Annotated in this window: 15 protein-coding genes; 9 read left to right on the top strand and 6 right to left on the bottom strand. The window is 63.4% G+C overall.

The genetic code is table 11. The features are described from left to right. Positions 1-51: 51 nt before the first annotated feature. The 4 genes from Q0D44_RS06165 to Q0D44_RS06150 all read right to left on the bottom strand — a co-directional run bounded on the left by Q0D44_RS06165 (position 52) and on the right by Q0D44_RS06150 (position 3,308). Complete coding sequence (locus tag Q0D44_RS06165) at positions 52-813, bottom strand: IclR family transcriptional regulator (protein WP_294134058.1); 762 nt, start codon at positions 811-813, stop codon at positions 52-54. A gap of 15 nt (positions 814-828) precedes the next feature. After that, positions 829-1,218, bottom strand: a complete 390-nt coding sequence (locus Q0D44_RS06160) for a nuclear transport factor 2 family protein (RefSeq protein ID WP_294134055.1) — start codon at positions 1,216-1,218, stop codon at positions 829-831. Next, on the bottom strand, positions 1,215-2,342 hold the full coding sequence (locus Q0D44_RS06155; RefSeq protein ID WP_294134053.1) for a cobalamin-independent methionine synthase II family protein: 1,128 nt from the start codon (positions 2,340-2,342) through the stop codon (positions 1,215-1,217). The genes Q0D44_RS06160 and Q0D44_RS06155 overlap by 4 nt, the downstream gene beginning before the upstream one ends. Positions 2,343-2,459: 117 nt before the next feature. After that, the gene (locus tag Q0D44_RS06150; protein ID WP_294134051.1) at positions 2,460-3,308 is read right to left on the bottom strand and encodes a p-hydroxycinnamoyl CoA hydratase/lyase; all 849 of its coding nucleotides are present in this window, start codon (positions 3,306-3,308) and stop codon (positions 2,460-2,462) included. A 211-nt stretch (positions 3,309-3,519) separates the two neighbouring features. On the opposite strand from Q0D44_RS06150, the gene Q0D44_RS06145 reads away from it, so the two are divergent. Genes Q0D44_RS06145 through Q0D44_RS06130 form a run of 4 tightly spaced genes read left to right on the top strand, consistent with a single transcriptional unit; the run spans position 3,520 to position 6,858 of the window. Continuing rightward, positions 3,520-4,287, top strand: coding sequence for an SDR family NAD(P)-dependent oxidoreductase (locus tag Q0D44_RS06145; protein WP_294134050.1), 768 nt, complete (start codon positions 3,520-3,522; stop codon positions 4,285-4,287). A 32-nt stretch (positions 4,288-4,319) separates the two neighbouring features. After that, the gene (locus Q0D44_RS06140) at positions 4,320-5,852 is read left to right on the top strand and encodes an FAD-binding oxidoreductase (protein WP_294134048.1); all 1,533 of its coding nucleotides are present in this window, start codon (positions 4,320-4,322) and stop codon (positions 5,850-5,852) included. Next, the gene (locus Q0D44_RS06135; protein WP_294134046.1) at positions 5,849-6,262 is read left to right on the top strand and encodes a cytochrome c; all 414 of its coding nucleotides are present in this window, start codon (positions 5,849-5,851) and stop codon (positions 6,260-6,262) included. Before Q0D44_RS06140 ends, Q0D44_RS06135 begins: the two co-directional genes overlap by 4 nt. Next, positions 6,259-6,858: a hypothetical protein gene (locus Q0D44_RS06130; RefSeq protein ID WP_294134044.1), complete on the top strand. Its 600-nt coding sequence runs from the start codon at positions 6,259-6,261 to the stop codon at positions 6,856-6,858. The genes Q0D44_RS06135 and Q0D44_RS06130 overlap by 4 nt, the downstream gene beginning before the upstream one ends. Before the next feature lie 9 nt (positions 6,859-6,867). Here the strand turns inward: Q0D44_RS06130 and Q0D44_RS06125 are convergent, their stop codons facing one another. Further along, positions 6,868-7,365, bottom strand: a complete 498-nt coding sequence (locus Q0D44_RS06125) for a nuclear transport factor 2 family protein (RefSeq protein WP_294134042.1) — start codon at positions 7,363-7,365, stop codon at positions 6,868-6,870. 94 nt (positions 7,366-7,459) lie between these two features. Between Q0D44_RS06125 and Q0D44_RS06120 the strand changes: the two genes are divergently transcribed. The 5 genes from Q0D44_RS06120 to Q0D44_RS06100 all read left to right on the top strand — a co-directional run bounded on the left by Q0D44_RS06120 (position 7,460) and on the right by Q0D44_RS06100 (position 16,331). After that, positions 7,460-8,374, top strand: a complete 915-nt coding sequence (locus Q0D44_RS06120; RefSeq protein WP_294134041.1) for an NAD(P)H-binding protein — start codon at positions 7,460-7,462, stop codon at positions 8,372-8,374. Continuing rightward, on the top strand, positions 8,371-10,542 hold the full coding sequence (locus Q0D44_RS06115; RefSeq protein ID WP_294134038.1) for a PQQ-dependent dehydrogenase, methanol/ethanol family: 2,172 nt from the start codon (positions 8,371-8,373) through the stop codon (positions 10,540-10,542). The genes Q0D44_RS06120 and Q0D44_RS06115 overlap by 4 nt, the downstream gene beginning before the upstream one ends. Positions 10,543-10,550: 8 nt before the next feature. Next, positions 10,551-12,173 carry a GMC family oxidoreductase N-terminal domain-containing protein gene (locus tag Q0D44_RS06110; RefSeq protein ID WP_294134036.1) on the top strand — a complete coding sequence of 541 codons (1,623 nt, stop codon included), beginning with the start codon at positions 10,551-10,553 and terminating at the stop codon, positions 12,171-12,173. 86 nt (positions 12,174-12,259) lie between these two features. Beyond that, positions 12,260-13,720 carry a carotenoid oxygenase family protein gene (locus Q0D44_RS06105; protein WP_294134032.1) on the top strand — a complete coding sequence of 487 codons (1,461 nt, stop codon included), beginning with the start codon at positions 12,260-12,262 and terminating at the stop codon, positions 13,718-13,720. 217 nt (positions 13,721-13,937) lie between these two features. Then, entirely contained in the window at positions 13,938-16,331 is a 2,394-nt protein-coding gene (locus Q0D44_RS06100; protein ID WP_294134030.1) for a TonB-dependent receptor, read from the top strand. A gap of 75 nt (positions 16,332-16,406) precedes the next feature. Here Q0D44_RS06100 and Q0D44_RS06095 read toward each other — a convergent pair whose 3' ends face one another. Continuing rightward, positions 16,407-19,211, bottom strand: a complete 2,805-nt coding sequence (locus Q0D44_RS06095) for a TonB-dependent receptor (protein WP_294134028.1) — start codon at positions 19,209-19,211, stop codon at positions 16,407-16,409. Between the last annotated feature and the right edge of the window lie 210 nt (positions 19,212-19,421).

The following is a 19,421-nucleotide window of genomic DNA, read 5'->3' as shown; positions in this document are numbered from 1 at the left end:
GCAAGGCTTGCGGTTGTGCGTCAAAGTAGCGCCAACGGATCCTGACCTTAGCTACGCTGCCCCCAGCTCAGCCGCCGCAAACAACTCGACCGCCTGCTCCAGCCGCGCCACCGCGCGCGCTTCCAGTTCCGGCGTGAAGCGGGGCAGGGGGATGGCGACCGAAAAGGCTCCCACCGCGACGCCGTCGACCATCGCCGCTATGCCCAGGCCACAGATGCCCGGCGTATATTCCTCCCTTGTGCGCCCTACGCCCGACGCGCGGATCGCGGCGAGTTCGGCCCGCAACGCCGCCTCGTCGGTCAGGCTGTGCGGCGTGAACGGCTCCAGCGGCACCTGCGCAAAATAGGCGTCGATCTCGCTATCCGCCAGGCTCGCCAGCAACGCCTTGCCCGCCGCCAGGCTGTGCATCGGAATCCGCGTCCCGACGCTGATCGAATAGCGCAGCGACTGTTCCGCCGTCTCGGTGACGATCGCCTCCAACTGCCATCCATCGCGCACGAAGAAGGACGCCGTCTCGTTGGTCTGGGTCCGCAGCGATTTGACCAATGGCCGCACCTTGTCCGCCAGCGACAGCGCCATGCGTGGCGACGCCAGCCGCGCCAGCGCCGGGCCGGGCAGGTAACGCCGCCCCTCCCGCGCCAGATAGTGCCGCTCCACCAGCGTTGCGAGCAGATAGGACAGGCTGCTGACCGGAATGGTCAGGCCCGCGGCAATTTCCTGCGCCACCACGCCCGCTGGCCGCGCTACGACATATTCGATGATGTCGATGGTCCGCATCGCCGATTTGACGGTGGACGGCGTGGTGCCATTCATGGGCTGCGAACTCCCCTAGAAAATCAGACTGCCCCGCCGTTCGGCAAAGCGCCATCCCGCCGCGCTCAGGACGAAGCGGTCGTGGAACGACCCGACCTTAGGCGCGCCATCGCCGGTGAACAACAGCATCGCGCTTTCCCCCACGGCTTCGCTAGCGCTCACCACATCGATCACGATATTGGAACAGATATGCCGCGTCACCCGCGCCGGGCGGGCGAGGAACGCCGCCAGTATCGCCTCACGCCCCTGGACCCAATCGTCAGGTGCCGTCGGCCGCGCCATCCGCCCCTCGGGTACATAAAGGTCCGCCACGCCCTGCCAGTCGCCCGCATCGTTCAGATTGGCATAGAGCGCCACCAGCCGGGTGCAATCCGCCTCGATGGCGCGTCGCTCCTCCGCCGTCACAGCCGCGCGTCCGCCAGATCAGCCCCCGCGCGCAGCGACCGCAGCTTCTTCCAGGTCACCGCCGGGTCGATCTTGCCATAACCCGCAAAGGTGCCGAACCCGCAATCGGTGCTGCCGATCACCCGCTCCTTGCCAACGATCCGGGCGAAACGCTCGATCCGCTGGGCGATCAGTTCGGGATGCTCGACATAGTTGGAACAGGTATCGATCAGGCCGGGGGCAAGGATTTTATGATCGGGAATGGCCGCGTCGCGCCACACCGTCCACTCATGCTCGTGGCAGGGATTGGCCCCCTCGAACAGGACCGTCGCGGGCCGTGCGGGCAGGATGATGTCGATCACCTTTTCCAGCGGAATGTCATGATCATGCGGCCCTTCATAATTGCCCCAGCAAATATGCATCCGCATCCGTTCGGGCGGAATATTGGCGGTCGCGGCGTTCAAAGCGTCGACATTGGCCGCGGCGATCTTGAGGAACTCTTCCTCGCTCGCATCCTGATAGCCGGTGTGCCGCGACATCGCCAAATCGGGGCAATCGAGTTGCAGGTCGAACCCCGCCGCCACGATCGTCTCATATTCCTCCCGCATCGCATCGACCAGATCGGCGAGATAGGCTTCATGGCTGGGATAATGGCGATTGACCTGGAATGCCGTGATCAGCCCCGGCGATGCTGCGTTCATGAACGCCCGCGCGCCCTCGCCATGCGGGGCCAGTGCCGCCTTGAACCGGCGAATATCGTCATGCAACGGTTCTAGCGTCACCTTGCGCACCGGGCCGATGCAGGACGCCCGCGTGAAATCCTGACTGCCCATGATTGCCGCCAGCTTCTGCCGCAGCTCCGGCAAAGGGGCGAGATCGGCGGCGGGTCTGCGGTCGGTATGCCCGCCAAAGCCCGACAGTCGCTCGATCATATAGGTCGAATAGCCGACCTTCCCCAATTCGCCATCGCTGACGATCGATACGCCCGCCTCGATCTGCGCGGTCACAGCCTCCGACACGGCGGCCTGCACCAATGTATCGAACGCCGCCGCGTCATAAGGCTCGCCCTTGTCGCGGGCCAGCAACAGCGGCGTCAGCGCGTCGCCGCGCGGCAGGCTGCCGACATGGGTGGTGGCAATAGGCATGAAGATCCTCCTCCTGTTTGGAGTATCCTGCCACAGTTTCGCGGATATGGATATATCGCGGATATGAAAAAACAGGCGCCGAACCCCGTCCGGCGCCTGTCAGGAGGGATAGCGGAATCAGGCTTCGCTGTCAGCCTTCGCCTTGGACAGGTCATAGCTGCCCAGACCCGGCTTGTAGCTCTTCTCGTCGATGAACTGGCGAATGCCTTCCTTGCGACCTTCGGTCTTGTCGTGGAAATTGGCCGCCTCCTGCATCCTCACCAGATAATCCTCGGCCTCGTCATAGGTCATGGTGCTGACGCGACGCACGGCATCCTTGGCGAATTTGAGCGCGACCGGATTCTTCGACAGCAGCTTGTCGGCTACCGCGCGGGTGCGGTCCTTGAGCTGGTCGAGCGGCACGCTTTCATTGACCAGCCGCATGGCCGACGCCTGCTTGCCGTCGATCAGGTCGCCGGTCAGCGTCAGCCACATCGCGTCGCGCATCGGCAACAGATCGACCACCACCTTGGTCACGCCGCCGCCGGGCAAGATACCCCAGTTGATTTCGGACAGGCCGAACTGCGCTTCATCGGCACAGATGGCGAGATCGCAGGCGAAGAGCGGGCCAAAGCCGCCGCCAAAGCACCAGCCATTGACCATCGCGATGGTCGGCTTCTGGAACCAGCGCAGGCGGCGGAACCAGCCATAGCTTTCGCGCTGCGACTTGCGCACGCCACCTAGGCCGGCGGCCTCTGTTTCGCGGAAATATTCCTTCAGGTCCATGCCCGCCGACCAGGCCGTGCCTTCGCCGCTCAGCACCAGCACGCCGACATCGTCGCGAAATTCCAGCTCGTCCAGCACTTCCATCATGCGCCGGTTGAGCGTCGGGCTCATCGCGTTGCGCTTGGCGGGGCGGGCGAAATTCACCCAGGCGATCCGGTCCTCGACATGCACCGACACGACGTCTTTTTCGTTTTCCATCATCCTGCTCCCTGGCTGGTCCTGTGAAAGGCGGGCCGGGGGCGGCCTCACCGAATATGTATGCTAGGGATACAATATAGGAAGCGGAATTGGCAAGCGAATTTTGTGACAGCGTCAAACGGCACCTGCACCGCTCGCTTGACAACGCCGCTGCGCCATTAGATGATAACGATCGTTATTAAAAATGTCGGCACGACCGGCGGAGCGAGGCGGGATGGACGTGAAGGGCAAAGTGGCGCTCGTGACCGGCGGCGCATCGGGTCTGGGCGAAGCGGTGGCGCTGGCTCTGCGCGACGCCGGAGCGCGCGTCGTGGTGCTGGACCGGCAGCTGGCCGCGCTGACAGACATCGAGTCGATCCCATGCGACATCACCGATGGAGCGGCTCTTTCAGCCATCGTCACAGATATTGTCGATCGCCATGGCCCGATCGCTATCCTGGCCAATATGGCGGGCATCGGCGGCATTGGTCCCATTGCAACGCCCGCCGGTCCGGGCGACGTTGCCGCTTTTCGCCAGGTGATCGACGTCAACTTGATCGGCGCAGTCGCCGTCACCGCCCATGTCGCCCACGCCATGATCGCCAACGCCCCCGACGGCGCGGATGGCGAACGTGGCATCATCCTGAATGCCTGTTCCATCGCCTCGTTCGAGGGGCAGGAGGGGATGGGTGCCTATAGCGCGTCAAAGGCGGCGCTGGCCGCACTGACGCTGATCTGGGCGCGCGACCTGTCGCGCCACGCGATCCGCTGTGTCGGGATAGCGCCCGGCTTTTTCGCCACGCCGATGACGGCGCATATGCCAACCGCGCTGGTCGATGAACTGATCGACGGCATGGAATTTCCCCGCCGCGCTGGCACCGCGAAGGAATTTGCCGACGCCGCCATGTTCCTGATTCGCAGCCCGATGATCAACGCCGAAGTGCTGCGGCTCGACGGCGGCGCGCGTCCCCCGGCGCGCACCCGCTGGACGGCAGCGGCCTGAACCCCCTTCCAAGCATAAGGCATATTAGCAGCATGGCCCAACCCCTCCCGCCCGCCGCCATCGCCGCCTTCGCCGCGATCGTCGGCAAGGATCATGTGTTTTTCGACGAAGCGGACCAGCTTGCCTATCAGGACAAGTTCGCCATCGACGACGCGCTGCATCATCCCGCCGGGGCCGTAGCGCCGGCGACTGTGGAGCAGGTGCAGGCGATCGTCCGCGTCGCGGCGGAACGCGGCCTGTCGCTCTGGCCGATCAGTCGGGGCAAGAATCTGGGCTATGGCGGCTCCGCACCTCTATTGGCGGGATCGGTCGTCCTCGACATGAGCCGCATGAAGAAAATCGACTATGACGAGGCGAACGGCACCGTGCTGCTGGAGCCGGGGGTCGGCTTCTACGATCTCTACGATTTCCTGAAGTCCAGAGGCATGAAGCATTGGCTGTCGGTGCCGGGCAATAGCTGGGGATCGGTGGTGGGCAATGCGCTCGACCGGGGCGTGGGCTATACCCCCTATGGCGAACATGCGGCGCGCATCTGCGGTATCGAAGCGGTGATGGCCGACGGGCTGGTCGTGCGCACTGGCATGGGCGCGCTGGACGGCGCACCGACTTGGCAGCTCTATCGTTTCGGCTTTGGCCCCAGCTGGGACCAGATGTTCGTCCAGTCCAATTTCGGCATCGTCACCAAAATGGGCCTGTGGCTGATGCCCGCTCCCGAATCGCTGATGGGCATGGATCTGGAATTTGACCGGCCGGAGGATTTGGGGCCGCTGATCGACGCCATCGCGCCGTTGCGGCGGGAAGGGTTGTTGCAGCAGTCGCCCACCATCGGCAACTGGCTGCGCGCCGCCGCCGTGGTGACGACCCGCGACCAGTGGACTGACAAGCCCGGCGCACTGGCGGACGATGTGATCGCGGCGATCCGCAAGAAATTCAATGTCGGCTGGTGGGGGGTCAGCCTGCGCCTCTATGGTCGCGAGTCGGTGAACAAGGCGGCCTATGCCGTGCTGGAACAGGCGATGGGCGCATTGAAACCCATGGCGATGCGCCCGACCAACTGGAAAGCGGGCGAACCGATGGAGGCGAGCGGCTGGACCGGCACGCCGCAGACCATGCCGATGCAGAACGCCAACTGGCATGGCGGGCGCGGCGGTCATGTCGGCTTTTCGCCCATATTGCCGCAATCGGGCGCGGCGGCCATGGCGCAGTTCCAGCGCACCTATGCCCGCTACAAGGAATTTGGCATGGACTATCAGGCCAGCTTTGCGTTCGGCGAACGCCATCTCATCAACGTCAACGCCGTGCTGATCAACAAGGATGATCCAGCGCTGATGGGCCGGGTCGATCCCTTCCTCAAGCAACTGATCGCCGATGCCAAGGCCCAGGGCTATGGCGAATATCGCACCCATCTCGACTATATGGATGCGGTCGCTGCCACCTATGATTTCAACAAGGGGGCGCTGTGGCAGATCAACCGCAAGGTCAAAGATGCGCTCGATCCCAACGGCGTGATCGCGCCGGGCAAGAGCGGCATCTGGCCCACCCGCAAAGCAGGAGGCCGGGCATGATGCGGCGGGGATGGATGGTCTTGGCAGCGTCCGCCCTGGTGCTGGCTGGGGCCGCGTGCGGCCGCGCGAGTGAAAGTGGATCGACACCGGCGCAGGCGGCCAAGGGGCCGCCACCGCTGCCCGCGCCTGAAACCCTCTCGTCCAGGCCCAAGGCGGGACCGGGCGAGCGGCTTTATCTCGAAAAATGCGCCATGTGCCATGGGCCGGGCGGGATGGGGACGGGACTGCTGGCACGGCGCACGGAACAGCCGCTGCTGGAAAAGCGCACCGACCTGACCGTCGATTATGTGGTGCAGGCCGCGCGCATGGGGATCGGCAACATGCCGGCCATTCCGCGTGGCGAGGTGAGCGACGCGGACATGGGCCTGATCGCGAAACATCTGGCGCGAGCCGGGGAGGGGGGGCAATGACCATCGTGACACGGCGCGGCTTTCTGTCCAGCGCGGCGGCGGTGTCCGCCTTCGCCGGATCGGGTGGCTCGATGGCAGCGCGACCGGGCGGGGCACTGTTGCTGCATGATCCCGGCCTTGGCGCAGGACAGCGATTTGCCGCACGGGCCAGAGCGCTGGGCGGTGCATCACTGTCGCTGCAGGGCGACCGGGTACGACAATTGCGCGGCCTGATAGCGGGCGAACCGGCATCACTGTTCGGCGTCACCCGGCGCAGCGATGAACTGCTGATCGGCGAGATTGCGGCGGAAGCAGGCTATCGCCGCGTCGCGCTGGTCCTGCATCGCGCCGTCGGCGTGATGGTGCCGATCTGCGCGCCCGATGGCGCAACCATTGCCACGCTGGCGCGCCTCGCTGGCGCACGCTGGCCCGAAGCCTTTGCCGAACTGGCGCTGGGCGGGGTGGAGCAGTGCGAAATCACGCCGGTCACAGGAGCAGCGGAACCAGCGCTAAGCTGGGTGCTTGTCGCACTTAAACCTCCCCTCCCCTTCAGGGGAGGGGCTGGGGTGGGGGCTGTCGTTCGATCGCCGGGGTGGCCTGATGCGCACCCTGGCTAGTCGGTCCTGTCAGCGCTTAATGATCAGCGACTCCGGCCGCTTGCGCGGCACCCATTCGCCCCGACCGGGGAATTTGCTCAGCACTTGCCCATCCCACAGCCGCACGGTGCGGCGGTGGAAACGCCACTGGCCGTCCTCGCCCTTGACCGCATGATCGTCATACCAGCCTGCAAAGCGCAGCAGATAGGGCGGTTCACCTTCACATTCCGTGACGAAGGCGAAAGACCGCATGGTGCAGCTGCCATCGTCCTGCGGGCTATATTGAACCTGTGTCACATGATGCTGGCGACCTGGAAAGCCCGGCGCGTTGCGATAATGTTCTGCAATCCCGCGAATCCCCTCATGCCCTTCCCAGATGTCGGGTTCGTCGAACACCTCCTCCACCATCCGCGCATCGGGCGTGAAGCAGGCGACCAGCGCATCGACATCGCCCGTATCCAGCGCCCAGCCATAGGCGGCAATCAGATCCTGTAGCGCGATCCGGTCCTCGATGGGCAGGCTTGGCATGATAGTCACTCTCCTGTTTTCACTCTCTTGACGCAACAATAACATTCGTTACTATTGAGCGCAACAGACGATAAGAAGATGGGCAAGAGGACGCATGGGAAAGATCATCATTTCAGGAGCTTCCGGCGCATTTGGTCGCGCCGCCGCAGCCCTGTTGCTGGACAAGGTCGCGCCACAGGACGTCATCCTGCTATCGCGCACTCCTGCTAATTTAGCTAATTTTGCCGCTCAGGGTGCCGACGTCCGCTTCGCCGATTTCGATGATCCCGCGACCCTTCCCGCCGCCATGGCGGCGGGCGAACGGATGCTGCTGATCAGCACCGCCCGCGTCGGCACCCGTGTCGGCCAGCATCGCAGTGCGGTGGAGGCGGCGGTGGCCCAAGGGGTGCGCCACATCGTCTATACATCGATCATTGCCGCCGACGAACCGGGCAATCCCGCCATCGTCAAATATGACCATCGCGCGACCGAGGAAATCATCGAGGCGTCGGGCGCAGCCTGGACCCATTTGCGTGACAGCCAATATGCCGAAGCGGTCGCCGCCGCGATGGTCATCCCCGCGCTGATCGCCGGGACCAAGCCCGACAATTGCGCTGATGGTCCGGTCGCATTCGTCAGCCGCGACGATTGCGTCGCCACCGCCGTGGGCGTGCTGACCCAGCCGGGTCACGAAAATAAGGCCTATACGCTGACCGGCCCGGACCTCGTCACCATTCCGCAAGCGATGGCGATGGCCAGCGACATTGCGGGCAAGCCGATCGTCGTCGAGCCAGTCGATGACGACGCCATGTTCGCCTATTTCGATTCGCTCGGCATCCCCCGCCATGCGTCCGACATCGCGCCAGATGGTCCCATTCCCTGGTCGAGCGATGACATGGTCACCTTCGGCCAATCGATCCGCGAAGGCTATTTTGCCCAGGCCACCGATTGCGTCGAACGGATCACGGGCCGGAAGCCCAAATCGCTGCACGAGGTCATGCTGGCGCACAAGGGGAGCTGGCCGCTGTGAGAGGCGCAATTCTGGCTTTGCTGTTACTGGCGGGTTGCGCAGCGGGTGACAAAGGCGGCGCGGGCGACGACTGGCCTTTCACCGGGGGCGATGTCGGCGGCAGCCATTTTTCGCGGCTGACTGATATAGACGCGGGCAATGTCGCACGGCTCGGCCTCGCCTGGTCGCAAGATCTGGGCACCAACCGGGTGCAGGAAGCCACACCGGTGGTGGTCGATGGCGTGATTTACACCAGCGGCAATCTGGGCCGGGTCTATGCGCTGGACGCAGCGACCGGCGTGTCGCTCTGGACGTTCGAGCCGGAAGTAGACATGCAGGCCAACCGTTCGGCCTGTTGCGACCAGGCCAATCGCGGTGTGGCCGTGGCCGATGGCAAGGTGATGGTCGGCGCGCTCGACGGGATGCTCTACGCGCTCGACGCCAAGACCGGCGCGGTGGTCTGGAAGGTCGATACGGTCACCGATCACAGCCGCGGCTACACCAGCACGGGTGCGCCGGAAGTCGCGGGCGATCTGGTGCTGATCGGCAATGCGGGCGCGGAATATGACGCGCGCGGCTATGTCACCGCCTATCGCGTCGCCGATGGTAAACAGGCATGGCGTTTCTTCACCGTGCCGCATGATCCCAAAACCGGCCCGCAGGAAAATCCCGCGCTCGATGCTGCGCTCAAGACATGGGACAAGGACAGCCGCTGGGACATTGGCGGCGGCGGCACGGTGTGGGATGCGATCAACTATGATCCGGCCTTCGACACTGTCTATATCGGTGTCGGCAATGGCGGACCCTATGCGATAAAGACGCGATCGCCTAAGGGCGGCACCAACCTCTATCTCTCCTCCATCGTCGCACTGGATCGCAGGACGGGCGCGGTCAAATGGCATTATCAGGAAACGCCGGGCGACAGCTGGGACTATACCGCGACCCAGCCGATGGTGCTGGCTGATGTCGAGGTGGACGGGAAGGTCCGCCCCGCCATCCTTCATTCGCCCAAGAACGGCTATCTCTTCGTGATCGACCGGGAAACCGGCAAGCCGCTGCGGATCAATGCGCTCGTGCGGACCAACTGGACCAAGGGGTTCGACAAGGATGGCGTTGCGCAGATGACGCCCAAAAATGTCGATTACTGGAACGGGCCGCGCATCGTCTATCCAGCCTCGGCGGGCGCACGCAACTGGTATCCCGCCGCTTATGATCCGACGCGCAAACTCTATTTCGCGCATGTGCTGGACATGGGCAATCTCATGTTCGGCCCGCCACCCGGCACGTCGGAACAGGCGCGCCGGGCGAAGGCGCTGAACGTCCAGACGACCCTGATCTTCACGCCCATGCTGCAACAGGTGTTGCCGACGCTTCCCGCTGCGATCCGCGATCAGGTGGAGAAGCTGCCCGAAATGCAATGGGTGAAGGACAAGCCCTACAGTTCGGAACTGCGCGCGATCGATCCGCTGACCGGCAAGGCGAAATGGGCCGTGCCGACGCAGGGGTGGCAGGACCGGATGGGGACGCTCGCCACCGCATCGGGGCTGGTGTTTCACGGCACGATCGGCGGCAAGCTGATGGTGCGGGACGCGGACAGCGGCAAGCTGCTGAAAGAAATTGATACCGGCAGCTCGATCATGGCTGCGCCGATGACCTACCGGGTCAAGGGCGTGCAATATGTGGCAGTGGCGACCGGCTTTGGCGGCGGCGGCTGGGGCTATGTGCCGGACTATTCCGCGGCCTATCGCTATGGCAATGCCAACCGGCTGCTGGTGTTCAAGCTGGATGGCGCACCGGTGAAGAAGCCCGATCCGCTGCCGCCGCTGGAGGTCGCCGCCGCGCCGCCCGCGCAGAAGCCTGGCGTGACCCCCGCAATGATTGCGCGGGGGCAGGGGCTGTTTTTCCAGAATTGCGCCATCTGCCACAGCAACCAGTTGCGATCGACCGCGCCCGACCTGCGGCGGATGCAGCCTGCGACCCATGACATGTTCGGCGCGATCGTGCGCGATGGTTTGTTGCTGCCGGGCGGGATGCCGCGCTGGGACGATCTGCTGTCGATGCAGGATGTCGATGCGATCCACGCCTGGCTGATCGCCGAGCAGGGCGCGTTGCGGGCGCGCGAGATCAAGCTCAAGGCGGCTGGCAAACCGCTCGATGCGCCCAGCATCGCCGTCATGTCGAATTTTTAGGATCATCCATGGAAGATACCGACATCATCGTCGTGGGCGGCGGATCGGCCGGAGCGGCGATGACCGGGCGGCTGGCCGAAGCCGGGCTGGCCGTCACCCTGATCGAAGCGGGCAAGACCGACCGGCATATGCGATCGCGCGTGCCTGCACTGACCAGCGCGATTGTGCAGAACCCGGACTATGACTGGTGCTATCAGGTCGAGCCGGACCCGACGCTGGGCGGGCGGGCGGACATCTGGCCGGCGGGCAAGCTGCTGGGCGGGGGGAGCGCGCTCAACGGCATGATGTTCATTCGCGGCCATCGCTGGGACTATGACCAGTGGGCAGCGATGGGTGCGGACGGCTGGGACTATGCGTCTGTGCTGCCCTATTTCCGGCGGATGGAAGATAATGAGCGTGGCGCGGATACATGGCGGGGGACTGGCGGGCCGATCGCGGTATCGGAAGGACGCGCGCGCTATCCGATCACCGACCAGTGGATCGCGGCGGCGCAGCAGGCGGGCATTGCCCGCTCGACCGACCTGAATGGGCAAAGTGCCGAGGGCGTCGATTATGTCCAGGTGTCGCAGCGCAACGGCATCCGCTGTTCGGCGGCGCGCGGCTATCTGCACGAACGGCGCGGCGGCAAGGCACCGGCGGTTCTGCTGGAGGCGCAATTGCTTCGGCTGCTGATCGAGGATCAGCGCGCGGTCGGGATCGTCTATCGTCAGGATGGCGTCGAGAAAATCCTGCGCGCGCGGCATGGCGTGGTGCTGTCGGCAGGCGCGATGAACACGCCGCGCCTGCTGATGCTGTCGGGCATCGGCCCGGCCGATCATCTGGCGGATATGGGCATAGAGGTTGTGCGCGACCTGCCGGGCGTCGGGCGCAATTTGCAGGACCATGTCGGCACTCATGTCGTCAACGAAGTCGATGCTGCTACGCTCAACAGCGATGCGCAGGGGTTGCGCGGAGCCTGGCAGGTGCTGCGCTATGCTTTGGCGAAACGCGGCGCGCTGACCACCGCGATCGGTCATGCGCAGGCGTTCGTCAAAAGCCGGGCGGATTTGCCCGCGCCCAATCTCCAGATCAGCTTTGCCGCCTTCGCCTTCGACTTTGACGAGCGGGGCCGGTTGATGCTGCGGAAAAATCCGTCCGTGTCGACGCTGGTGGGCCTGATGCGGCCCAGCCATCGCGGGCGGATCACGCTGCGCTCACCCGATCCACTTGCGCCGCCGGTCATCGCGCACCGGCAACTCGACAGTGAGCTGGACATAGAACAGATCGTCGAAGGCATCGGTATCGCCCGCGATATCCTGCGCCAGTCGGCTATCGCGGCGCATGTGAAATCGGAACTGCGCCCCGGCGCGGCGCTGACGGATGCGGCGCAGTTGCGCGATTATGTGAAGATGGCGTCGATCCCGCTCTATCACCCGGTCGGCACGGCGCGGATCGGGCATCGCGATGATCCGGCTGCGGTGGTCGATGCGGATTTGCGCGTCATCGGTGTGGACGGGCTTTGGGTCGCCGATGCGTCGGTGATGCCGTCGCTGCCGGCGGGCAATACCAATGCGACCGCGATCATGATCGGCGACAAGGGTGCGGATCATGTTCTCAAGACCCTGCGCCGCAACGCGCGGCAGGCGGCATAAAGGTTGCCCAGGCATACATTCTACGCTTGCAATAATAGTAACGAATGTTAGTATAAGTCCCAGGAGAGAATAAGGAACCAAGGGCGATGCCAAGCTATCCCCAGACCATCCATTTCATCGGGCTGAACAGGCCCGTGGGCATCGAATGGTCCGCGCGCAATCTGGACGTTATCGGCACGATCCCTGCCGAGATTGACGGCGCCTTCTTTCGCGCCGTGCCGGACCCTGCCCATCCGCCGATGTTCGACGATGACATCGTGCTTTCGGGCGACGGCATGGTCGCGAAATTCGCCATCCATGATGGCAAGGTCGATTATGCGATCCGCTATGTCGAAACCGAACGCTACCGGCTGGAGAAAGAGGCGCGGCACGCGCTGTTCGGCCAGTATCGCAACCCCTTTACCGACGATCCCAGTGTTGCCGGGCGCGACCGCACGGTCGCCAATACCACGCCGGTTTGGCACGGCGGGCGGCTGTTGATGACCAAGGAGGATGGCCTTGGCTATCAGGTCGATCCCGACACGCTGGAGACGCTGGGCCGGTGGGACTATTATGGCGCGCTCAAATCCCGGACTTTCACCGCCCATCCGCGCGTGGACCCGGAAACGGGCGAGATGTTCTTCTTCGGCTATGAGGCCGACGGGCTATGTTCGACCAAAATATCCTATGCGATCGCGGATCGCGATGGCAAGCTGATCTCCGAACAATGGTTCGACCAGCCCTATTGCTCGACCATTCATGACTTCGCGATCACCCAAAATTACGCGATCTTCCCGATCTTCCCGACGATCGCCGATCTCGACCGGCTGAAGGCGGGCGGGGCGCATTGGGCGCACCAGCAGGATCTGGAAAGCTGGGTCGGTATCATGCCGCGCTATGGCAAGGTGGAGGAGATGCGCTGGTTCAAGGGGCGCAAGGGCGTGTCGGCCTTCCATCTGGTAAACGCCTTTGAAGAGGATGGCTTTGTCCATCTCGACCTGTGCCTGTCGGACACCAATGCGTTCGGCTTCATGCGCGAGGCGGGCGGCATCCAGCGCGACCAGCGTGAGATTCAGGGCGGGCTGACCCGCTGGACCTTCGACCTGTCGAAGGAGGGTGAGACGTTCGAGGAACGGCTGGTCGGCCCGCCCGGCGACATGCCGCGCCTGCGCGATGCGGATCAGGGGCGACCCTATCGGGCGGCCTGGTATCTGTCGATGAACCCGCAGGGCGGCCCGCCGTTGCCCGGTGGGCCGGTGGGTTTCGCGTTCAACGCCTTGCTGCGGATCGAGCCGGGCAATGGTCGCATCGACATGATGGGGCTGGAGCCGGGTATGGCGATCAGCGAACCGGTACATGTGCCATCGGCACAGGATGGCCATGACGGCTGGCTGCTGATGGTCGTCGATCGACAGGCCGGCGAGGCGGATTTCAAGTCGGAACTCTGGGTGGTGGAGGCAGGTGCGATTGCCGCCGGGCCGATCGCTCGCGTGCCGATGCCATTGCCGATGCGTGCGCAGGTTCATGGTGCCTGGGTGTCGGCACAGCAGCTTGCGGACGCCGCTTGACAAATAGTAACGATCGTTATTTAATGGCGGAGAGGGCAGGGTCGTAACGGCCCCATCCCCCTCCAAAAATACTGGCAAAGCAGAACAGTCCGACGAGCAGGACCAGAGGATGGCAGCAAAGGCAGGCGCATAAGCGTCGCCCGGACCGGTATCGCCCCAGGGATGGTCCGGTGTCGTCCTCCCCATGCCCAGCGGGCTGACAACAGGGAGGAAAAAAATGACATATATCTGGAAATTCGCGTTCAACGGCAGCGCCGCCAGCCTGGCGATGGTCGCCGCGATGATCGCGACGCCCGCACTGGCGCAGGACGCAACCGCGCCGGAACAGGCCGCCGATCAGCCGGGCCAGCCCGCCGACATCATCGTCACCGCCCAGTTCCGCGCGCAGAATTTGCAGGACACGCCGATCGCGATCACGGCGGTATCGAGCGAAACGCTCGCCGCGCGCAGCCAGACCAGCGTCACCGACCTCGGCCAGTTCGCCCCCAACGTCGCCTTGGCGACAGCAACGAGCCTTCAGGGTAATTCGGTCGCCGCCTTCATTCGTGGCGTTGGTCAGCTCGATTCCAGTTTCGCGCTGGAGCCGGGGGTCGGCATCTATATCGATGATATCTATTATGGCACCACCTATGGCGCGGTGATGGACCTGACCGATCTGGAGCGGGTCGAGGTGCTGCGCGGGCCGCAGGGGACGCTGGCGGGCAAGAACAGCGTCGGCGGCGCGGTCAAGCTGTTCAGCAAGAAGCCGGACGCCACGGCGGGCGGCTTTATCGAGGCGACCTATGGCAGCTATGACAAGTTGGAACTGCGTGGCAGCGCCAATATCCCGCTGACCGACAGCCTGTTCCTGCGCGTGTCGGGCGTATCGAAAAATGTCGACGGCTATATGAAGCTGCTCGATTATGGCTGCGTCAATCCTGCCTCGGGCATTGCGCCCACCGGCACCAATGACAAAGGATGTCAGGCCGGCACCGAAGGTGGCATCGACGTCATGGCCCTGCGCGCCGCGCTGCGTTACGCGCCCGCCGGATCGCCACTGGAAATCAACATCGTCGCCGACGTGTCGAAGGATAATAGCGAAGCGGTCGCGACCAAATTGCTCTACGCCAACAATCCGCTGGTGCGCAGCTATGTGCCGGGCAATCCGACCGCGGGCATCCCGTTCGACAGCCGTTTCATCACCGCGTCGAAAAGCTACACCTCCTATGCCAATTATGCTACGGGCGGCAATTATACGACCGTGTTCGGCATCCCGACCCAGGTGGCTCCGGGCGGCTTCACCGCCAGCCCGACCAGTTCGGTCAAGAGTTGGGGCATTGCCGGGACGATCGACTATGATTTGTCGGACATGCTCAAGCTAAAGTCGATCACCGGCTATCGCAAGGCCGATGGCACCAGCGCGATCGACGTGGATGGTTCCCCACTCGCCATATTGTTGCAGCAGTTCAACTATGGCCATGAACAATTCACGCAGGAATTGCGCCTGAGCGCCAATTTTAACGACGCGGTCGACCTGACCGTGGGGGGCTTTTACTATAAGGCGACCGACCTGCTGACCGGGCGCAGCGCCATCCCGACGTTGTTGTTCGATTTCCTGGTCGATGATGTGGTCAAGAACCGCAGCGCATCGGCCTTTGCCCATGCCGAATTCCATGTTAGCGACGCGTTCAACGTGATTGCCGGGCTGCGCTACACCGACGACAAGAAGACCTATAACTATTCGCGCCGCAATGTTGACGGCACTTTGCCGAGCGGCGCTTTCTTCACGCCCAATTTCCTGCTCGCCGGGCTGGATGGCCTGTCGGGTACGTTCAAGGGCAGCCGTCTCGATTATCGTCTGGGGGTCAATTATCGCTGGAGTGACCAGTTGATGACCTATGCGCAGGTTTCGACCGGGTTCAAGGGTGGCGGCATCAATCCGCGCCCGTCCGCGCCCGATCAGGTGCAGACCTTTGGTCCTGAAAAGCTGACCACGTATGAAGCCGGGTTCAAGGCTGACCTGATGGGCCGCATGATACGCCTCAACGGCGCTGTGTTCCTGAATGATTACAAGGATATGCAGCTGGTCCGCTACCAGTGTCCGGAAAGCGTGGTATTCTCCTGCTCGGTGCCGTCCAACGCTGGCGACGCCCGCGTGTTCGGCTGGGAACTGGAAGCCTCGCTCCATCCCACCGACGGCCTGTCGATCGATGCGTCCGCCGGTTATCTCGACTTTGATTATAAGAAGATCACCAACCCCGCGACTTTGGTGACCAAGGATATGATCGCTCCCTTCATCAGCAAATGGCAGCTGTCGGCGGGTATGCAATATGAGGCCGATCTGGGCGGGTCTGGCACACTGACGCCGCGGATCGACTGGTCGTGGCGCTCCAACTATTTCTACAACGCCATCAACAACCCGTTCAACCAGATCAACGCCCCCCATCTGGTCAATGCGCGTCTGACCTATCAGGGGCCGGACAAGGACTGGTCGCTCAGCCTGGCCGTCACCAACCTGCTCGACAGCTATTATTATGCGGGCAAGGCTGAAAATGTCGGCAGCTTCGGCGTCGTCACTGGTGTGGTCGGACGGCCGCGCGAATGGTCGATCACCGCGAAAAAGAGCTTCTGACGCGCCACGAAAAAATGGCCAGTTGCCGTGCAGGGCAACTGGCCATCAGGGCGCTCCGCTTTCAGGAAGGGCGGGTTAGAAGGCGTAGCGCATACCGAAGTTGAACTGGCGACCGCTGTGGGTCAGCACGTTCAGGCGATTGGTTTCGTCCACAAACTGGTCGTTCTTGGTGTCGGTCAGGTTGATCGCCTCGATGCTCAGCTTCATCTTTTCGGTAATGTTGTAGCTGGCCTGGGCATCGACATTGATGGTGCGGTTGGTGCCATTATAGGCATTGCCCTCCGTCCCCGGCACCGCGGTCAGATATTTGGACCGATAGGCCACGGACCCGCGAATCTGGAACTTCTTGGTTTCATAATAGAGTGTCGCGTTGGCGGCGTGCCTGGACAGGCCGACCAGCGGCGCGATGGTCGACGTGCTGCCATCGGCGGCGGTCAGATATTCAATGTCCGACTTCACGAACGTATAGTTGGCCAGCACGCCGAAATTGGCGAGCATACCCGGCAGGAAGCTGAAGGGCTGCTGGATATTGACTTCGAAGCCTTTGAGGATGCCGCCCGACGAATTGACAGGCTGGCTGACGATGAACACGTCGCTGGGCGATGCCGTCGTGCCGTCCAGCAGCGAATTGGGCAGGCCTAGGCTGGCATAGGGCACGCCCACGCTCAGCGTCTGTACGAAGGTGCCGATATCCTTGCGGAAGGCGGCCAGCGCATAGATCGCCCCTTGCGTCGGATACCATTCGATCGACACGTCCAGATTCTTCGACGATGTGGGCTTGAGGTCAGGGTTGCCGGACGAGAAGCTGCGGTTGCCGCCCGACACGTTGAGGTTGCCACCGGGCGTCAGCGACGCGATCCCGGCGCGGGCCAGCGTCTTGGCCGCAGCGAAGCGGACCTGCAGGTCCTCCGTGATATTGCCCACCAGGTTGATCGAGGGCAGCCAGCGCTTGTAGGTGCGATCGGCACTTACCAGGTTGGTGGCCGCACCGCGACTGGCATAGCCGGTCGAAAACTGGTCGGTCTTGACGTAACGTATGCCCAGGTCACCGCGGATCGGGACGCCAGCATCGGCCAGGTTGAACTGGGTCATGCCCCAGATGCCGAGATCCTTTTCCGTCACGGTGACATAGGAGCCGCGCGCGGTGGCATTTTCGACCCCGCCAGTGGCGTAGATCGGATTGCCGTAAATATTGCCCTGACTGATGAAGGCAGCCAGATTGGGGACGATCCACGCGGTCGGTGTGCCGGCGGGGACGTTCAGCCCCTTGCCGAACCCGTCGAACAGGGTGGTCATGCTCGCCAGTTCGGCGGCGGTCAGCGGGGCGACCACCGTTTCGCCCGACAGGCGGCGACGCTCGGTCGAATCATATTCAAACTTGCGCCAGTCGGCACCCGCTTTCAGGGTCACCATGTCATTGGCTTCCCATTCGACAAAGCCCTTGGCAGTGGTGAAGGCGTTGTCCACCGTCTGCGGGCGGATGCGGACTTCCGACGTCCCGTTGATGAAGCTCCAGGTCGCCGGATTGGCGACATCGACGCCCGGCGCGATGGTCGGGAAGCGGCTGGTGAAATCATATTGGAAATTGCCGGTATTGACCGCGTCGATCGTCACCGTCGTCTGGATCGGGTTTCTGAATTCCGACTTGGCGTGGCCGCCCATGATGTTGATCTTCAACCGGTCGCCCAGCTGCTGGTCGATCGATCCGTTGACCTGATAGAATTCGGTTTTGAGGACGTCGTAGCGGGACTGCGACCGCATATCGACATTGTCGAACGTGCCGGCGATGATGTTGTTGTCACCATCGACCGTGCCGTCGCGGATGATCGTCTGCGGCTTGCCGCTGCCCGACCGGCTGAAGCTGATCGCCTGGAGCTGGGCTTCCTTGCGGGTGCCGTCGAGCCGCGAAAAGAGGCTGTCGATCGAGATAGTCGTGCGGTCGGTCGGCTTGAACTGAACCGACGCCGCGGCACCCAGGCGCTTTTGTGCAATGTCGTAGCTGACCAGGCCGGGAATACGCGGATGGAACAGCGCGGTGCCGGGATTGGCGTCGTTGATCTGCGCGATCGTCTTGCCGGGCAGGGTCGATGTCGGGGCAAATCCGCCGTTGAACCCGCCATAGGTCCAGCGGGTGATGTTCGCGCCTTCCTCGATAATCTTGCGCTCTTCATAGGCAACCGACAGCAGCACGCCGAAGCGGCCATCATCGGTCTGGGTCGCGACCAGCCCGGACAGGCGCGGCGTCGTCTTGCCGCTCAGATCATTATAGCTGGCGGCGGCGGAAAGGACGGCGGTGGGTTTCTTATAGTCGAGCGGACGCGCGGTTTGCAGGTCCACGACGCCGCCCAGCGACCCTTCTTCGACATCGGCCGTGGCGGTCTTGCGCACCGACAGGTTGCTGAACAGGTCGGACGAGAAGATGTTGAAGTCGAAACCACGGCCACGGTTGACGCCGCCCGAATTGTCGGTGCCGCCGGTTGTGCCGATGGCTTCCATGCCGTTGATGCGCACGCGGGTATATTCAGGGCCGAGCCCGCGGACGGTGACATTGCGCCCTTCGCCGTTCACGCGGCTGATGGCGACGCCGGGAATACGCTGGAGCGATTCAGCCAGGTTCAGGTCCGGGAATTCGGCGATATCCTCTGCCTTGATCGCGTCGATCGAGGCGGTTTCGTTACGCTTGACGTTCAGCGCGCTGTTCAGGCTGGCGCGAAATCCGGTGACGACGATGTCGGCGGCGGCAGGTTCGTCCTGCGGCAGGGCGGTGGCGGGCGATGCAGCCCCCGCATCGCTCTGCGCCAGTGCCATGGGCGCCAGGGCAATCGTTGCGATGGCACTGGACAGGCTCAGGATCGCTTTGGTTCGACGGGTGGCGTTCATGGCCCTATCACTCCCCTAATGTTTGCGGCTTGCGCTTATGATGTCCGGCATTGATCACCGGATCGGCCCTACTTCGATAGCGCTGGAACCCGACAAGATGCCAATCCCAATGCCGCATGGATCAATGCACGGCTTGCACTGATCGCTGGCGGCATTGCGGCGCCGCTCCGGCATCAAGCCAAGATGGGACTGGATCATGGCGGATTTCGG

This window comes from Sphingobium sp. (assembly GCA_023266575.1).
Lineage (GTDB): Bacteria > Pseudomonadota > Alphaproteobacteria > Sphingomonadales > Sphingomonadaceae > Sphingobium.
This window is presented reverse-complemented; position numbering and strand designations above follow the sequence as displayed.

Coding starts and splice junctions, on each gene's coding strand:
- Q0D44_RS06105 (WP_294134032.1), top strand. CDS start 12,260: ATGCCAAGCTATCCCCAGACCATCCATTTCATCGGGCTGAACAGGCCC.
- Q0D44_RS06165 (WP_294134058.1), bottom strand. CDS start 813: ATGAATGGCACCACGCCGTCCACCGTCAAATCGGCGATGCGGACCATC.
- Q0D44_RS06100 (WP_294134030.1), top strand. CDS start 13,938: ATGACATATATCTGGAAATTCGCGTTCAACGGCAGCGCCGCCAGCCTG.
- Q0D44_RS06140 (WP_294134048.1), top strand. CDS start 4,320: ATGGCCCAACCCCTCCCGCCCGCCGCCATCGCCGCCTTCGCCGCGATC.
- Q0D44_RS06110 (WP_294134036.1), top strand. CDS start 10,551: ATGGAAGATACCGACATCATCGTCGTGGGCGGCGGATCGGCCGGAGCG.
- Q0D44_RS06125 (WP_294134042.1), bottom strand. CDS start 7,365: ATGCCAAGCCTGCCCATCGAGGACCGGATCGCGCTACAGGATCTGATT.
- Q0D44_RS06095 (WP_294134028.1), bottom strand. CDS start 19,211: ATGAACGCCACCCGTCGAACCAAAGCGATCCTGAGCCTGTCCAGTGCC.
- Q0D44_RS06135 (WP_294134046.1), top strand. CDS start 5,849: ATGATGCGGCGGGGATGGATGGTCTTGGCAGCGTCCGCCCTGGTGCTG.
- Q0D44_RS06155 (WP_294134053.1), bottom strand. CDS start 2,342: ATGCCTATTGCCACCACCCATGTCGGCAGCCTGCCGCGCGGCGACGCG.
- Q0D44_RS06130 (WP_294134044.1), top strand. CDS start 6,259: ATGACCATCGTGACACGGCGCGGCTTTCTGTCCAGCGCGGCGGCGGTG.
- Q0D44_RS06150 (WP_294134051.1), bottom strand. CDS start 3,308: ATGATGGAAAACGAAAAAGACGTCGTGTCGGTGCATGTCGAGGACCGG.
- Q0D44_RS06145 (WP_294134050.1), top strand. CDS start 3,520: ATGGACGTGAAGGGCAAAGTGGCGCTCGTGACCGGCGGCGCATCGGGT.
- Q0D44_RS06120 (WP_294134041.1), top strand. CDS start 7,460: ATGGGAAAGATCATCATTTCAGGAGCTTCCGGCGCATTTGGTCGCGCC.